General features: G+C 60.2%; 13 protein-coding genes. 9 read left to right on the top strand and 4 right to left on the bottom strand.

Annotated features, from left to right (window positions below):
* Window positions 1-245: 245 nt before the first annotated feature.
* Both ASD32_RS14085 and ASD32_RS14080 read right to left on the bottom strand, forming a co-directional pair.
* The gene (locus ASD32_RS14085) at window positions 246-1,067 is read right to left on the bottom strand and encodes a lytic transglycosylase domain-containing protein (protein WP_060638672.1); all 822 of its coding nucleotides are present in this window, start codon (window positions 1,065-1,067) and stop codon (window positions 246-248) included.
* A gap of 264 nt (window positions 1,068-1,331) precedes the next feature.
* Window positions 1,332-2,366, bottom strand: coding sequence for an aspartate-semialdehyde dehydrogenase (locus tag ASD32_RS14080; RefSeq protein ID WP_060638638.1), 1,035 nt, complete (start codon window positions 2,364-2,366; stop codon window positions 1,332-1,334).
* Window positions 2,367-2,781: 415 nt separating this feature from the next.
* Here ASD32_RS14080 and ASD32_RS14075 point away from each other — a divergent pair, with 415 nt between their 5' ends.
* The 5 genes from ASD32_RS14075 to ASD32_RS14055 all read left to right on the top strand — a co-directional run bounded on the left by ASD32_RS14075 (window position 2,782) and on the right by ASD32_RS14055 (window position 9,122).
* Window positions 2,782-4,539: an alkaline phosphatase gene (locus tag ASD32_RS14075; protein WP_060638637.1), complete on the top strand. Its 1,758-nt coding sequence runs from the start codon at window positions 2,782-2,784 to the stop codon at window positions 4,537-4,539.
* A gap of 122 nt (window positions 4,540-4,661) precedes the next feature.
* The gene (locus ASD32_RS14070; protein ID WP_060638636.1) at window positions 4,662-5,126 is read left to right on the top strand and encodes a hypothetical protein; all 465 of its coding nucleotides are present in this window, start codon (window positions 4,662-4,664) and stop codon (window positions 5,124-5,126) included.
* Between the two features lie 3 nt (window positions 5,127-5,129).
* The gene (locus ASD32_RS14065; RefSeq protein ID WP_060638635.1) at window positions 5,130-5,822 is read left to right on the top strand and encodes an ATP-binding cassette domain-containing protein; all 693 of its coding nucleotides are present in this window, start codon (window positions 5,130-5,132) and stop codon (window positions 5,820-5,822) included.
* Entirely contained in the window at window positions 5,819-7,078 is a 1,260-nt protein-coding gene (locus tag ASD32_RS14060) for an ABC transporter permease (protein WP_060638634.1), read from the top strand. Before ASD32_RS14065 ends, ASD32_RS14060 begins: the two co-directional genes overlap by 4 nt.
* Window positions 7,079-7,235: 157 nt before the next feature.
* Window positions 7,236-9,122: an MFS transporter gene (locus tag ASD32_RS14055; protein WP_060638633.1), complete on the top strand. Its 1,887-nt coding sequence runs from the start codon at window positions 7,236-7,238 to the stop codon at window positions 9,120-9,122.
* Between the two features lie 69 nt (window positions 9,123-9,191).
* Here the strand turns inward: ASD32_RS14055 and ASD32_RS14050 are convergent, their stop codons facing one another.
* Both ASD32_RS14050 and leuB read right to left on the bottom strand, forming a co-directional pair.
* Window positions 9,192-9,893 (bottom strand): phosphatase PAP2 family protein, encoded by a 702-nt coding sequence (locus tag ASD32_RS14050; protein ID WP_060638632.1) that lies wholly within the window; start codon window positions 9,891-9,893, stop codon window positions 9,192-9,194.
* A 309-nt stretch (window positions 9,894-10,202) separates the two neighbouring features.
* Window positions 10,203-11,315: a 3-isopropylmalate dehydrogenase gene (leuB, locus tag ASD32_RS14045; protein WP_060638631.1), complete on the bottom strand. Its 1,113-nt coding sequence runs from the start codon at window positions 11,313-11,315 to the stop codon at window positions 10,203-10,205.
* A 516-nt stretch (window positions 11,316-11,831) separates the two neighbouring features.
* Between leuB and msuE the strand changes: the two genes are divergently transcribed.
* The 4 genes from msuE to ASD32_RS14025 all read left to right on the top strand — a co-directional run bounded on the left by msuE (window position 11,832) and on the right by ASD32_RS14025 (window position 15,481).
* Entirely contained in the window at window positions 11,832-12,419 is a 588-nt protein-coding gene (gene msuE / locus ASD32_RS14040) for an FMN reductase (RefSeq protein WP_060638671.1), read from the top strand.
* Between the two features lie 23 nt (window positions 12,420-12,442).
* Entirely contained in the window at window positions 12,443-13,546 is a 1,104-nt protein-coding gene (sfnG, locus tag ASD32_RS14035) for a dimethylsulfone monooxygenase SfnG (protein ID WP_060638630.1), read from the top strand.
* Between the two features lie 133 nt (window positions 13,547-13,679).
* Entirely contained in the window at window positions 13,680-14,585 is a 906-nt protein-coding gene (locus ASD32_RS14030) for an ABC transporter ATP-binding protein (protein WP_060638629.1), read from the top strand.
* Window positions 14,585-15,481, top strand: coding sequence for a branched-chain amino acid ABC transporter permease (locus ASD32_RS14025; protein ID WP_060638628.1), 897 nt, complete (start codon window positions 14,585-14,587; stop codon window positions 15,479-15,481). The genes ASD32_RS14030 and ASD32_RS14025 overlap by 1 nt, the downstream gene beginning before the upstream one ends.
* Window positions 15,482-15,483: the final 2 nt, after the last annotated feature.

Here is a 15,483-nt window from a genome sequence, read left to right as displayed (position 1 = left end):
ACGGCAAAAGTGTCAGGGATGTCTCCGAACACATGTCAACTATGTCTCAAGGCCATACACTTGACCCGAGGATCCATTCACAGAGCGCGACGTGCGCCGTCACGGGATCCTCGGGTCAAGCCCGAGGATGACGGAGTATGGGGAGGCACATCGCTTCAAAAGAGCCGCCTTCCCCCTCTTCATCCATAAAAAATCCGCAGCCCGTTTCCGGACTGCGGATGCATTCATCCCGATGGAGGGCTTGATCAGCCGCCGTCGATCTCGGCGCCGATGATGGCTATGGCCTGCTGGTAGACGCTGGCAGCGTTCCAGCCCTGGATCGCGCCAAAATTGGCCTGGCCTGGCTGATAACCACCACCGGCGCTCCAGCCGTGGCCGCGCAGAAAGTTGGCGGTCGAAAACAGCGCGTCCGCCTTGGAGCGGACCATGTCGACATGGCCGTTGCCGTCGCCATCGACGCCGTATTTCAGCACATTGGCCGGCAGGAACTGCGTCTGGCCGATTTCGCCGTGCGCTGCGCCGCGCGCGTCCGGGCTCAGGTCGCCGCGTTGGACGAGGGTCAGCGCCGCGTAGAGCTGGTTGGTGAAATAGTCGGACCGGCGGCAATCGAAGGCCAGCGTCGATACAGCCGACAACGTGTGTTCTTTGCCCATGAAGCCGCCGAAACCGGTTTCCATGCCCCAGATCGCGATGATCGGGCCAGCCGGAACGCCGTAGCGGTTTTCGATGGAATTGAAGAGAGCGGCGTTCTGCGCCTTCATCTTCTTGCCGCGCGAAATAATCGTCTGGCCGCCACGCTTCTGCATGAACTGGTTCAGCGATAGCTTGAAGCTCTTCTGCCCACGGTCGGCGCGGATCGTCGCCTTATTATAGGTGACGTTCGCGAAGGCCTTGTTCAGCACCGACGGGCTGATGCCGCGGCCGGCGGCTTCGCCCTTGAAATCCTCGACCCAGGCGTCGAAGCCTGCCGATGTGTTGCTGCATTGCGCAGCCTGTGCCACCGATGGCAGGATCGCTGCCGCAATCATCGCCGTGAAACCTGCCAGTACGCATTTTGCCTTGCGCATGAAATACCCCGTATTGCCCGAATCCAAAATTGTGACCGCAAAATGCCAGTCTTTGCGGTTTCTGTCACGACGTTGCTACAGTATCGGGAGGCCGTGTTTCACGTGAATCCTCCTTTTAACCGTGAAAAAACGTCACAGTTGCCTTTTTACAAAGAAGCCCCGCATTCCTTTTACGGATCATGCGAGGCTTTTTACCCAATCGCGACGATCAAACCGAAGGGTTGATAGCATCCCGATTGGGTATAATTGGTTAAAACTTCCTGATCAGGCAGCCTGTTTCTTCGCCTTGATGAGGCCGCGACTGACGAGGAGTTCGGCAATCTGAATGGCGTTGAGGGCGGCACCCTTGCGCAGGTTGTCGGAAACGACCCAGATGTTCAGGCCGTTCTCGACGGTGGCGTCCTCGCGGATGCGGGAAATATAGGTCGCGTCTTCGCCAGCGCTTTCGTAAGGCGTGATGTAGCCGCCGTTCTCATGCTTGTCGATGACAAGGCAGCCCGGCGCTTCGCGCAGGATGTCGCGGGCCTGATCGGCGGTGATCTCGTTTTCGAATTCGATATTGATCGCTTCCGAATGGCCGATGAAAACCGGGACGCGCACGGCCGTGCAGGTCAGCTTGATCTTCGGATCAAGGATCTTCTTGGTTTCGGCCATCACCTTCCACTCTTCCTTCGTGTAGCCGTCTTCCATGAACACATCGATGTGCGGGATGACGTTGAAGGCGATGCGCTTGGTGAACTTCTTGCTCTCCATCGGATCGGCAACGAAAACGGCGCGGGTCTGGTTGAACAGCTCGTCCATGCCATCCTTGCCTGCGCCGGAGACCGACTGGTAGGTGGCGACGACGACGCGCTTGATCTTGGCGAAATCATGCAGCGGCTTCAGCGCCACGACGAGCTGCGCGGTCGAGCAATTCGGGTTGGCGATGATGTTGCGCTTGGTAAACTGGGTAATGGCGTCGGGGTTCACTTCCGGAACCACCAGCGGTACGTCCTGATCGTAGCGCCAGGCCGAGGAATTGTCGATGACGACGCAGCCCTGCGCGCCGATCTTCGGCGACCACTTCAGCGATACGGCGCCCCCGGCCGACATCAGGCAAATATCGGTGTCGGAAAAATCGTAGTTTTCGAGGTTCTTGACCTTCAGCGTCTTGTCGCCGAAGGAGACTTCGGTGCCCTGGCTGCGGGCCGAGGCCAGTGCCACGACTTCATCTGCCGGAAAGCCGCGCTCTTCCAGGATGTTCAGCATTTCGCGGCCAACATTTCCGGTCGCGCCGGCAATAGCAATCTTGAAACCCATTGTCTTTTGCTCTCTTTCTGTCTCTCCGCGGGGCTTTTGGGGAAAACCCGCCGGCCAAAGGCGCGGGTTTCAGGTCCCCGGCCGTGCCGGGGAGAGAGCGGTGGCCAGAGACGTCAGACGGTTTTCGTCGTCGTTTTGGCCGTTGTTTTGGAAAATACCGAGAAAGAACGTACCCGCCCGGCAGCGAATGCCGGGGCGATCAGCGCAGCGATGGCGTAACCAAAACGGTGCATGGGTGGGGTCCTTTTCCGTTGCTGCTCTTACGCGCTTTTGGCGCAGAGTCAACAGAAAGCTTCGGATTGCTGCGCTAACTGGCGTTCCACCTGCCGCCGCCAAAACGTTACGGAACTGTCATGCCGCTGTCATCCGTGGTGACTATTGCGAGCCGTCAGCTCAAACCATTAGGGGGTTTTCCATGCGTATGCTTCTGTCGGCGCTCGCCGCCACGACATTCCTTGCTGGGGCCGCACAGGCCACCACAGTTTATCCGCTCGACCGCGCAACCATTCTTGCCGGCTCGCCCTTCGATTTCAAGGTCGAGTTCAAGTCGGTCGTGAAGCCCGAAGACGTCAAGATCACCGTTAACGGCCAGGATTACAAGACCGTGCTCGGCCAGGAAGCCGAATTCGTCGCTGAAGAAAAAGGCAAGGAAGACAAGGTCTTGGGCTCGGCGATGATCGCCCGCGGCCTCGTTCTGCCGGCCGAAGGCGCCTACACGATCGAAGTGACCGCCGGTTCTGAATCGAAGTCGGTCACCTGGGATGTCTACAATACCGGCGAAACCCAGAAGGCAAAGAACGTCATTTTCCTGATCGCTGACGGTTTCTCGGTCGCGCATCGCACCGCCGCCCGCATCATGTCCAAGGGCATTTCGGAAGGCAAGGCGAACGGCCGCCTGAATCTCGACGACGTGCCGCCGGCCGCCTTCATCGGCACCTCGGCAACCGACGCGGTTGCCACCGATTCCGCCAATACCATGTCCGCCTATATGACCGGCCACAAGACGGCCGTGAACGCCATCGGCGTCTATGCCGACCGTACCCCGGATTCGTTTGACGATCCGAAGGTTGAGACGCTCGCAGAAGCCATTCGCCGCCAGACCAAGAAGTCGATCGGCATCGTTTCGACCGCCGAACTGCAGGATGCGACACCGGCAGCGGTCGTTGCCCATACCCGCAAGCGCGGTGACAAGGCCGAGATCAACGGCATGCTGTTCGACGTGAAGCCGGATGTGCTGCTCGGTGGCGGCTCTGCCTACTTCCTGCCGCAGGCGACGCCAGGCTCGAAGCGCAAGGACGACAAGGACTATGTCAAGCTGTTCCAGGAAGCCGGTTACACGCTCGCAACCGACAAGACCGAACTGGCAATTGCGGCCGGCACCAATACCGGCAGGATCCTCGGCATCTTCCACACCGGCAACATGGACACCACGCTCGACCGCGAATTCCTCAAGAAGGGCACAGTCGGGAAGTTTCCAAACCAGCCGGGCCTCGTCGAGATGACCACGGTCGCGCTCGATAACCTGTCGAAAAATCCGGAAGGCTTCTTCCTGATGGTCGAAGCCGCAAATATCGACAAGATGTCCCACCCGCTCGATTGGGATCGTGCCGTCGTCGATACGATCGAGTTTGACAAGGCGATCGGTGTCGCCCGTGAATTTGCGGCCAAAAACCCCGACACGCTGATCGTCGTCACCGGCGACCACACGCATGGCGTCTCGATCATCGGCACCGTCGATGACGAAAAGCCGGGCACCGACATGCGCGAAAAGGTCGGCACTTACGCGAGTGCCGGTTTCCCGAACTATACCGACGAAAATAACGATGGTTATCCGGACAAGGTCGATGTCACACGCCGCCTGTTCCTGAACGCCAACAACGGCCCGGATCATTACGAAACCTTCCGCCCGAAGCTGGATGGCCCGTTCGTTCCGGCGATCCAGAATGAAAATAAGGAATATATCGCCAACGAAGCCTACAAGGATGTGCCCGGCGCAGTCTTCGTCGCCGGTAATATTCCAAAGGAAGGCGATTCGGGCGTCCACGCCGTCGATGACGTCGTGCTGCAGGCCATCGGCCCCGGCTCCGACGGCTTCAAAGGCTACATGGAGCAGAGCGACGTCTATCGCGTCCTCGTCGATACCATGGCACTCGGCGTGAAGCAGACCAACTGATCATTCAAGCGCCGTACCGGTGGGCTGTCCGCAGCCCGCCGTTACGACCCTTCATCGCTTGATGATTGATTTCCTTAGCTGGATTCTATTTTCCGGTGACACGTCAGACTAAAGGTGGCCATATGATCCGCTCTTTCACAGGAAACACGCGCCGCGACGCGTTACGCCTGCTGGCCGCCCTGCCCTTGGCCTTGGCCGCGCGACCGTCCGATGCCGCTCTTCCATCCTTGGCGTTTGGTGAACTCTACAGCAAGTTCGGCGTTCTCGGCCTGGAGTTCTCTGAAAAGGTCAAGTCGCTGGCTGGCCGGGAGATAACGATCAAAGGCTTCATGGCGCCGCCGTTGAAAGCCGAGGCCGCCTTTTTCGTGCTCACCGAAATTCCGATGTCGCTCTGCCCTTTCTGCTCGTCGGATGCCGACTGGCCGGATAATATCGTCGTCGTCTATCTCGGAGAAAAGCAGACATTCGTGCAGCCGTCGCAAGCGATCGAGGCGCGGGGTATTCTCGAATTCGGCTCCTGGACCGATCCGGAAACTGGTTTCGTCAGCCTGTTGCGGCTGCGCGATGCCGACTATGCGTCGGTCTGATTCATGCTGTCGCTCGATCTTTCCTCCGTCTCCGTGTCTTATAGCGGCCTGCCCACGCCTGTTCTCGATATCGCCTCGCTGTCCATCGAGGCCGGCAGCCGAGTTGCCATCACCGGTGCCTCGGGCTCTGGCAAGAGCACGCTGGTCAACGTGTTGACCGGACTTGAGCGGTGCGCTCCGGGCGGCTCCGTCCGCTGGGGTGGCGTTGATATCGCTGAAATGTCCGAGCGCAGCCGCGATCGCTGGCGTGGCGCGCATATCGGTCTCGTCATGCAGGATTTCCATCTTTTCCCCGGCTTGAGCGCGATCGACAACATCCTTTTGCCCGCCCGCCTGTCGCGCGCGGTCAAGCCCGGTGATCCCGACCGGGCGCTGATGCTACTCTATGCCGTCGGGCTGAGCCGCGCTGCCCAGAAGATCGAGACCATGTCACGTGGCGAAATGCAAAGAGTGGCAATTGCACGCGCACTGCTTCGCAAGCCTGGTGTTCTGATCGCCGACGAGCCGACGGCAAGCCTTGACAGCGAAAGCGGCGATGCCGTCGCCCGGTTGTTGATCGATCTGTCCGTGCGCAACGAAAGCACGCTGATTGTCGTCTCGCATGACCAACGGCTGAGCGGCCGGCTGGATCGCCGCATCACGCTGTCGGCCGGCCGTATCGCGTCGGATCGAGAGCACCGGGAGAAGGCGGCATGACCCGTTTCATCTTTTCGGATCTGCGCCGTCTCTGGCTGGGATCGCTGGTCGTCGTGCTTTTGATCGCCTTTGCCACGGCGCTCGGCGTGGCCGTCACCCTGCAGGAGCGGGCACTGAGGCTAGGCAGCGCCCGTGCCGCCGACCGTTTCGATCTCGTCGTCGGCGCTCCCGGCAGTGAAACGCAGTTGCTGCTGTCCTCCGTCTTCCTGCAACCCTCCCCCCTGCCCCTGATGTCGGGAGATGTGCTGGGCAAGCTCGCCAGCGATCCGCGCGTCTCCTGGGCGGCACCCGTCGGCTTCGGCGATTCCTTTTCCGGCTATCCCATCGTCGGCACGTCTATGGCACTCGTCAACAATCTATCGGCAATGCCGGAGGGGCGCGTGTTTTCAAAGGCGGGCGAGGCGGTCATCGGTGCCGCCGTGACCCTGCCGCTCGGCTACGAGGTAAAACCCACGCATGGGCTTGCGGCGCTGGGGGGCGAGACGCATACCGAACTCGCCTATCGCATCACCGGCCGGATGGCGCCCACCGGCACCTCCTGGGACCGGGCAATCCTGGTGCCGATCCAATCGGTCTGGAGCCTGCACGGTATGGGTGGCGACGGTCACTCTGCAGAAGCGGAGGGGACGGCAGAAGAGCCCGGACATGACGCTCATGCCGGTCACGCGCATGCTTCTGTCGATCCCGATGCGCCCATCGACGAGCATTGGACGGTACAAACACCCGGTCTTCCGGCCATCCTCGTCAAGCCCAAGACCATTGCCGACGCCTATAAGCTGCGGCAGGACTTTCGCGGCAATGGCACGCTTGCCGTGTTCCCGGGCGAGGTGCTGACCAATCTCTACGGGACGCTCGGCGATGCCAAGCGCGTCCTGTCCGCCGTCGCTGTTGGTGCACAGATTCTCGTTGCCGCGGCCGTGCTGATGGTCACCGTCATGCATATCGGCCAGCGCCGCCGCCAGATCGGGGCGCTGAGGGCGCTCGGTGCGCCGCAATCGGCCGTGCTGGTGATCGTCTGGTTGGAACTGTTCATCCTGATTGCACTTGGCATCATTCTTGGCTTTGCCTTCGGCTATGGTGCCGCAATCCTGCTGTCCAGGCTGTTTTCGGGCGAAAGCGGCATCGCCCTCCCGGTCGGCTTCATCCGCAGCGATCTGGCAAGCGTCGCCGCCATCGCGCTGTTTTCCGCCGTCCTGGCGCTGGCCCCGGCACTTCTCGCCTATCGCCAGTCCCCGGCTGCGGCCCTTCGGGCCTGAGCATATTCGACTAAAGTCATAATCCCAAAGCCGCTCTGCCGCCCCAGGGTGTTTTCTGCCATTTTGGTCTCATGGCGCATTCCGCTTGCGAATCAGGGAGGATTCGCAAGCAATTCAGGGTGCGCACAAAGCCGTTTTTGAGTGGAGGACAAACGAAATGGCAGATGTCGCAGTAGCGCCCGGTGCAAAGGCTGCACCGATGACCGGCGAGCAGAAGAAGGTGATTTTCGCCTCTTCGCTCGGCACGATCTTCGAGTGGTATGATTTCTATCTCTACGGTTCGCTGGCCGTCTATATCGGCGCAACCTTCTTTTCCCAATATCCCGAAACCACCCGCAACATCTTCGCCTTGCTTGCCTTTGCGGCAGGCTTTCTCGTGCGTCCGTTCGGCGCGCTGGTCTTTGGACGTCTGGGTGATCTCGTCGGGCGCAAATATACGTTCCTTGTCACCATCGTCATCATGGGCCTGTCGACATTCCTCGTCGGCATCCTGCCCGGTGCCGCCTCGATCGGCATCGCCGCTCCGATCCTTCTGATCGTGCTGCGCATGCTGCAGGGCCTAGCGCTCGGCGGCGAATACGGCGGTGCGGCAACCTATGTGGCCGAACATGCGCCACAGGGCCGGCGCGGCTATTTCACCTCCTGGATCCAGACGACGGCAACGCTCGGCCTGTTCCTGTCACTGGTCGTCATCGTTGCCGTGCAGATGATACTGGGCAAGGAAGCCTTTGCGGCCTGGGGCTGGCGCATTCCGTTCCTGCTGTCGTTCATCCTGCTTGGCGTTTCCGTCTGGATCCGCATGAAGATGAACGAATCTCCTGCCTTCAAGAAGATGAAGGAAGAAGGCAAGGGCTCAAAGGCGCCGCTGACGGAAGCCTTCGGCCAGTGGAGAAACGCCAAGATCGCGCTTCTCGCCCTGTTCGGCGCCGTCGTCGGCCAGGCCGTTGTCTGGTATACCGGTCAGTTCTACGCGCTGTTCTTCCTGCAGAACATTTTGAAGGTGGACGGCCAGTCGGCCAATATCATGGTCGCCATCTCGCTGCTCATCGGCACCGGCTTCTTCGTTCTGTTCGGCGCGCTGTCGGACAAGATCGGCCGCAAGCCAATCATCATGGCTGGACTGGTGCTGGCCATGCTCACCTATTTCCCGCTGTTTAAGGCGCTGACCTGGGCCGGCAATCCGGCGCTTGCGGAAGCCCAGGAAACCATCCGGGCAACCGTCACTGCCGCTCCGGATGACTGCAAGTTCCAGTTCAACCCGACCGGCACGGCCAAGTTCACGACCTCCTGCGATATCGCAACGTCGTTCCTGACCCGCAATTCGGTTCCCTATGATGTCGTCCCCGGCCCGGCCGGCTCGGCAGCAACGGTCAAGATCGGCGATGAGACGGTCACCGGCTATGACGCGATTGCCGCTGGCGACCAGGCCAAGGCTTCGGGTGCCGCCTTTGAAAAACAGATCAACATTGCGCTCCACGACGCCGGCTATCCGCTGGTTCGCGGTGCTGCAAAGGTTCCGGAAAGCAAGCTTGACAGCTTCGTGGCCGCCAATCGGGAACTGACGCTCGATGCCACTGCCGTTCGCGCAGGCAACAAGGCCAGCATGACCGGCGAAGAGCTGGTTGCCGCCAAACTCCTGACGGCGGAAGAGGCTGCAGGCGTGACCGAAATGCCGGTTTACACCATCGACAAGGGCGGCTCCTTCACCATGGTTGCCGATCCCGCCCGCGTCAGCTGGATTACCGTTATTGCCGTGCTCACCGTGCTCGTTATCTATGTGACGATGGTCTACGGCCCGATTGCAGCGCTTCTGGTCGAACTCTTCCCGACCCGCATCCGCTACACCGGCATGTCCCTGCCCTACCATATCGGTAACGGCTGGTTCGGTGGCCTGCTTCCGGCAACGGCGTTTGCGATGAGTGCCGCCCAGGGCGATATCTATTATGGCCTCTGGTACCCGATCGTGTTTGCCGGCATCACGCTCGTGATCGGTATTCTGTTCCTGCCGGAAACCAAGGATCGCGATATCCACGCCATGGATTGATCCTTACTGGATATGCATATGAACAGGCCCGGCGCAGCCCCTGCGCCGGGCCTTTTCAGTCTGCGTGCCTCAAGCCAGGGGTTTTGGCTGAAAACTGTTCTTCGGCCGCGGCCAGCCGGCCTCATCCAGGCGGAACAGCCAGTTTTTCCGGGCAAAGAAGAAGGCCGTCATCAAGGCCGTCCACAATCCGACCAGCAGGCCCGCCGCCACATCGCTGGGATAATGGGCGCCGACAATGACGCGGCTGATGCCGATGGCCAGCGCTCCGATCACAAAGACGATGCGCAGCCGTGGCGCCAGCATCGAAAAGGCGCCGAAGAACGAGCCGACAGCGGCGGAATGGCCGGAGGGAAAACTCTGGAACACCCAGTCATGGCCGGAAAAGAACGATAGGCTATGGGCGCCATATTCGGCAAAAAGCTCCGGCCGCGCCCGGCCGATGATCAGCTTGGCCAGATGCACCACGATGCTCGCACTGCCAATCGTCACCAGAAAATACAGAGCCAGCCGCCAGCCGGTCTTGCTTTTCGACGAAAACCCTTCGCTGCGCGACACCCGGTGGAGAATATAGGCGACGATGACGATCGAGCCGGAGCCGTAGATCATCCAGGCAAAAGTGCCGAAATCGGTGATCCGTTTGTTGAAAGCGACAACACCGCCCGGCAAAGCCTGCGCCGTTTGCGACAGAGTGCCGTCAAACGGCAGCAGCGCCACGACGAGGAGGGCAGCCGCCAGAAGCAGCCAGAGAGATGAGGAAAGCGGTCGGTTCATGAATGAAGGACTTTCTTGGCACGGCGCCCTTTCTTCCTCCGTCATCCTATCCTCGAATGTAACCCGAGGGCTTGTGGCGGGATCCAGTGGCGGTGCGTCTGCGCCGCAGAAGACTCCGTGACGCGACAGACGCCGTGTCGCTGGATTCCTGTGACATCCTCGGCTCCAGCCTGAGAACAGGAATGATGGGGGACAAAATGGCTATCCGACCAAACTTGTGAATCTGTGGAGCGGATTCAACCCCGCCCAAACAAAAATGGCATCCGGGCGATGACCCGGATGCCGCAATACACATTATTCCAGCGACATTTACGCAGAAAGCGCCTTGAACTCGGCCAGGATCGCATCGCCCATCTCGACGGTGCCGACCTTGCGGGCGCCGTCGGCCATGATGTCGCCGGTGCGGATACCCTTGTCGAGAACGTTGGCGATTGCCTTTTCCAGGGTGTCGGCTTCCGTCACGAGGTTGAAGGAGTAACGCAGGCACATGGCAAACGAGGCGATCATCGCGATCGGGTTGGCAATGCCCTTGCCGGCAATGTCCGGAGCTGAGCCGTGCACGGGTTCATAGAGCGCCTTGCGCTTGCCGCTCTTCGCATCGGGAGCGCCGAGCGAGGCCGATGGCAGCATGCCGAGCGAGCCGGTCAGCATGGCGGCAACATCCGACAGCATGTCGCCGAACAGGTTGTCGGTGACGATGACGTCGAACTGTTTTGGCGCACGAACAAGCTGCATGCCGCCGGCATCGGCCAGCATGTGATCAAGCGCCACGTCGGAATATTTCGCCTTGTGCGTGGCGGTCACCACCTGGTTCCACAACACGCCGGATTTCATCACGTTGCGCTTTTCCATCGAGCAGACGCGGTTGCCGCGGGTGCGGGCCAGCTCGAAGGCAACGCCTGCAATGCGCTCGATTTCGTAGGTGTCGTAAACCTGCGTATCGATGCCGCGCTTCTGGCCGTTGCCGAGATCGATGATCTCCTTGGGTTCGCCGAAATAGACGCCGCCGGTCAGTTCGCGCACGATCAGGATATCGAGGCCTTCGACAAGCTCGGGCTTCAGCGAAGACGCATCCGAGAGCGCCGGATAGCAGATCGCCGGACGCAGGTTGGCAAACAGCTCCATATCCTTGCGCAGGCGCAGAAGGCCCGCTTCCGGACGCACTTCATAGGGCACGTCATCCCATTTCGGACCGCCGACGGCACCAAACAGCACGGCATCGGCCGCCATCGCCTTTTCCATGTCAGCGTCGGAAATCGCCGCCCCATGCGCGTCGTAGGCGCAACCGCCAACAAGGCCTTCATCAGTCGTGAAGCCACCGGCCATCTCGGCATTCATGTAAGCGATGATTTTGCGGACTTCCGCCATGGCTTCCGGGCCGATGCCGTCGCCGGGCAGAAGGAAAAGATTGCGCTCTGTCATGGGGCATTCCTTATATCGAAGAGTGGGCGTGTCAGATGTTGGCGCGTTCTTAACGCAACTTCCGTTCAAGGAAAATGCAGTTTTGGAAAGAATTGTGCGCACGCCGTCAGTTCCCGCCGGAACGGGGTGGGCAGTCCAAAAGCCGGTAGCGTCCACTGGCCGGAGAAACCTGCCGGCTCAGACGATGGAACGGCACATGCACAATCTCATCCACTCGCTCACCGCCATCCTGCGGTCCACATTGGACATGCTCGTTTTTTCCAGCCGATCAAAACCGCGAAAATAGGCGTTTCTGTTCCATCCAGGACAGCGCCGATCTCCGGCTGGCAGGTGGAAATGGCGCATCTTAGCGGCGCAGCATATGCGCTCCCGCAGGAACCATAGAGTTTAAAATTCCACAGAACCCGCCAACATGCAGGGCTAGTATTCCACTTTCTCCTCGAATATTAGCAATCAAACGTTATCAATAGAATATAAAAACCATAGACTATGGCGGCAAAAGAGGATGTTGCCGCCATGAAAATTTTGGGTCTATCGGGAAATGTCAAACGGCCGTCGCGAACGGCGGTTCTAGTCGAGGCAATCGTGGCTGCGGCGGCGTCGCGGTTGGGCTTTGCGGGGCAAACGATAGAACTGGTGGAGGCTGCTCCCGTTCTCTTCAAGGCGCTTCGCTCCGATCAGCTCGATGCCGAGGGGCGGGCGATCGTTGACGCCGTCGAGGCGGCAGATGTGCTCGTCGTTGGCTCGCCGGTCTACCGGGCCTCGTATACCGGTGCGCTCAAGCATCTCTTCGATCTGGTCGATTACCGCGCCCTGACCGGAAAACGTGTCATTCTGGCCGCCACGGGCGGTACGCCGCTGCATGGCCTGATGACGGAACATCAGCTGCGGCCGCTGTTCGGTTTCTTCAACGCCTTGACGCTGCCGACGGCCATCTATGCCACCGAAACCGATTTTGCCGAGTATCAGATTACCAACCCTACCGTTCACGAGCGCATCGAGCGCGCCGTTTCAGAACTCGTGCAGGCGCTGCCTTTTGCCAGTCAGGCCGCCACCGCTCGCGTTCATGACCATCGTCCAGCACTCGTCGCCGCGTCGGCCTAGCCATTTTCAAGAGGGAGAATACCATGTCCTATGCCAGCAGAGAGCCGGTCAAATTTGCCTACTGGGTCCCCAATGTTTCAGGCGGCCTTGTCATTTCCAATATCGAGCAGCGGACGAGCTGGACGATCGACTACAATAGAAAGCTGGCGCAGATCGCCGAGGCGAGCGGCTTCGATTATGCGCTGAGCCAGATCCGCTTCACCGCCGGTTATGGCGCCGAATTTCAGCATGAATCGGTCGCCTTCAGTCATGCGCTGCTGGAATCCACCACCACGCTGAAGGTGATCGCCGCCATTTTGCCGGGGCCGTGGAACCCGACGCTTGCCGCCAAGCAGATCGCCACGATCAATCATCTCACCAATGGCCGGGTCGCGGTCAATGTGGTCAGCGGCTGGTTCCGTGGCGAGTTTCATGCGATCGGCGAACACTGGCTGGATCATGATGAGCGCTACCGCCGCTCAGAAGAATTCATTCGTGCGCTGCGCGGCATCTGGACCGAAGACAATTTCACCTTCCACGGCGACTTCTATCGCTTCAATAATTATTCGCTGAAGCCCAAGCCCATCGATCCGCAGCCGGAAATCTTCCAGGGCGGCTCCTCGCGCGCGGCGCGCGACATGGCATCGCGTGTCTCCGACTGGTATTTTACCAACGGCAATACGCCAGAGGAAATCGGCAAGCAGGTCGATGACATCCAGGGCAAGGCAAAGGCCAACGGTCATTCCGTGCGCGTCGGCGTCAATGCGTTTGCGATCGTCCGCGAGACCGAGGAAGAGGCAAGAGCCGTTCTGGCCGAGATCATCGAAAAGGCCAATCCGGACGCCGTCAACGCGTTTGGCCATGAGGTCAAGAATGCCGGAAAGTCGTCGCCGGAGGGCGAAGGCAATTGGGCAAAATCCTCCTTCGAGGATCTCGTTCAGTACAATGACGGTTTCCGCTCGAACCTGATCGGTACGCCCGAACAGGTGGCACGGCGCGTCGTTGATCTCAAACGGGCAGGCGCCGATCTCATCCTGCTCGGCTTTCTGCATTTCCAGGAAGAGGTCGAGTATTTCGGCAAGCATGTGATCCCGCTGGTGCGGGCGATCGAAGAGGCCGAAGCATCCAGCGCAATTGCTGCGGAATAGTCTGCATTGAGACCGGCGGCCGGTTTCCGGCCGCCACCGGAAATGACGCAACCGCAGGCGGCGACGCCTGCGGGGTGGATGCTGCGCGCCGGCTCACCGGCCGGGCGCAACGGATAATGGGGGTTAGCGCGCAATGACATTGGCTTTTGGAGCGCTGGGATCGGCGCCCTTCCCGCCGGAAATACAGGAGCATCTGGCCGGCCTTGACGGTCCGTTGCGCCACGGCAGCGAACGGCCGGCGGCCGGAAGTGACGCAATTCTGGAACTTGCCGGAGTGACGTTGTCGTTCGGCGGCGTTGTCGCCCTCACCGGCATTGATCTTGCGGTGAGACAGGGAGAAATCCTCGCAATTATCGGACCCAACGGTGCTGGCAAAAGCTCGATCATCAACGTGATCAGTGGCGTATACCGGCCCGAGCGCGGCCATGTCCGGCTTTCGGGGCGGCTGTACACGCAAGTTCCGACACAGAAACTCGCCCGTCTCGGCATTGCCCGCACATTCCAAAATCTCGCCCTGTTCAAGGGCTTGAGCGTTCTCGACAATGTCATCACCGGGCGGGCGCACAGGACCCGCTCCAGCTTCATCGAACAGATCGTGGGCCTTGGCCGTGCTGGCGCGGAACGGGCCGATGCCCGCAGTCGCGCCTTGGCCATCCTCGATTTCCTGCATCTTTCGCATGCTGCCGATCGTCTGGCCGGCACGCTGCCTTATGGCTTGCAGAAGCGGGTGGAGCTGGCACGTGCCCTGGTGGCGGAACCGGATATCCTTTTGCTCGACGAGCCGATGGCCGGGATGACGGCGACGGAAAAGAACGAGATGGCCGATTTCGTGCGCGCCGCGCGCGACCGGTTTGGCACGACGGTGGTTTTGATCGAACATGATATCGGCGTGGTCATGGGATTGTCCGACCGTGTCGCTGTGCTCGACTACGGCCGCAAGATTGCCGATGGAACGCCCGCCGAGGTCCAGCGCGACCAGCGGGTGATCGATGCCTATCTCGGAACCGCTCCCGAAAATGAAAATGGGGAGGGTATCTGATGGCCGATTTCGACTGGCTGTTTTTCACCGAGGTTCTGGTTGGCGGTCTTCTTTCCGGCGTCATGTATTCGCTGGTCGCCATCGGTTTCGTGCTGATCTACAAGACCTCGGGCGTGCTCAATTTCGCGCAAGGGGCAATGCTTCTGTTTGCAGCGCTGACTTTCGTCAGTCTGACGGAGCGCGGCATTTCCTTTCCGCTCGCCTTCGCCATCACGTTTGCGATCATGGTGGTGATCGGCATTGCCATCGAGCGCACGGTGTTGAGGCCGCTGACCAACAAGCCGCCGATCACCTTGTTCATGGCGACGCTCGGCCTGTCCTATATTATCGAGGGAGCGGCGCAGCTGATCTGGGGCACGCAGGTGCACGGGCTTGATCTTGGTATCGAGGATGTGCCGTTCGATGTCGGTGGGGTCTATATCAGTCAGTTCGATATTTTCGCAGCCGTGGTTGCCGCCTCCATGGTGCTGCTGCTCTCCCTGTTTTTCCGCTACACCCGCATCGGGCTCGGTTTTCGCGCCGTCGCCGACGATCAGTTTGCTGCGTTGGCCGTCGGCCTGAGGCTCCCTTGGATCTGGGCCACGGTCTGGGCGGCGGCCGGTCTTGTCGCGCTTGTTGCCGGTCTTTTGTGGGGTGCCCGCGTCGGGGTGCAGTTCTCCCTGTCGCTCATCGTCCTCAAGGCGTTGCCGGTTCTCGTGCTTGGCGGGTTCGATTCGATCCTTGGGGCAATCGTTGGCGGTTTGTTGATCGGTGCATCGGAGAAGCTGGCCGAGGTTTATATCGGCGAATATTTCGGCGGGGGTATCGAGGGCTGGTTTGCCTATGTCATCGCGCTCGCCTTTCTCCTCGTGCGCCCGTCTGGCCTGTTTGGCCAGAAGCTTGTGGAAAGGGTCTGAGC

Origin of the sequence: Rhizobium sp. Root483D2 (assembly GCF_001426685.1) — a bacterium.
GTDB classification, from domain to species: domain Bacteria; phylum Pseudomonadota; class Alphaproteobacteria; order Rhizobiales; family Rhizobiaceae; genus Pararhizobium; species Pararhizobium qamdonense.
This window is presented reverse-complemented; position numbering and strand designations above follow the sequence as displayed.

Bases quoted from the DNA above. Each gene is read 5' to 3' on its own strand.
- ASD32_RS14055 (WP_060638633.1), top strand. From the start codon at position 7,236: ATGGCAGATGTCGCAGTAGCGCCCGGTGCAAAGGCTGCACCGATGACC.
- msuE (WP_060638671.1), top strand. From the start codon at position 11,832: ATGAAAATTTTGGGTCTATCGGGAAATGTCAAACGGCCGTCGCGAACG.
- leuB (WP_060638631.1), bottom strand. From the start codon at position 11,315: ATGACAGAGCGCAATCTTTTCCTTCTGCCCGGCGACGGCATCGGCCCG.
- ASD32_RS14065 (WP_060638635.1), top strand. From the start codon at position 5,130: ATGCTGTCGCTCGATCTTTCCTCCGTCTCCGTGTCTTATAGCGGCCTG.
- ASD32_RS14075 (WP_060638637.1), top strand. From the start codon at position 2,782: ATGCGTATGCTTCTGTCGGCGCTCGCCGCCACGACATTCCTTGCTGGG.
- ASD32_RS14080 (WP_060638638.1), bottom strand. From the start codon at position 2,366: ATGGGTTTCAAGATTGCTATTGCCGGCGCGACCGGAAATGTTGGCCGC.
- ASD32_RS14070 (WP_060638636.1), top strand. From the start codon at position 4,662: ATGATCCGCTCTTTCACAGGAAACACGCGCCGCGACGCGTTACGCCTG.
- sfnG (WP_060638630.1), top strand. From the start codon at position 12,443: ATGTCCTATGCCAGCAGAGAGCCGGTCAAATTTGCCTACTGGGTCCCC.
- ASD32_RS14050 (WP_060638632.1), bottom strand. From the start codon at position 9,893: ATGAACCGACCGCTTTCCTCATCTCTCTGGCTGCTTCTGGCGGCTGCC.
- ASD32_RS14030 (WP_060638629.1), top strand. From the start codon at position 13,680: ATGACATTGGCTTTTGGAGCGCTGGGATCGGCGCCCTTCCCGCCGGAA.
- ASD32_RS14085 (WP_060638672.1), bottom strand. From the start codon at position 1,067: ATGCGCAAGGCAAAATGCGTACTGGCAGGTTTCACGGCGATGATTGCG.
- ASD32_RS14025 (WP_060638628.1), top strand. From the start codon at position 14,585: ATGGCCGATTTCGACTGGCTGTTTTTCACCGAGGTTCTGGTTGGCGGT.
- ASD32_RS14060 (WP_060638634.1), top strand. From the start codon at position 5,819: ATGACCCGTTTCATCTTTTCGGATCTGCGCCGTCTCTGGCTGGGATCG.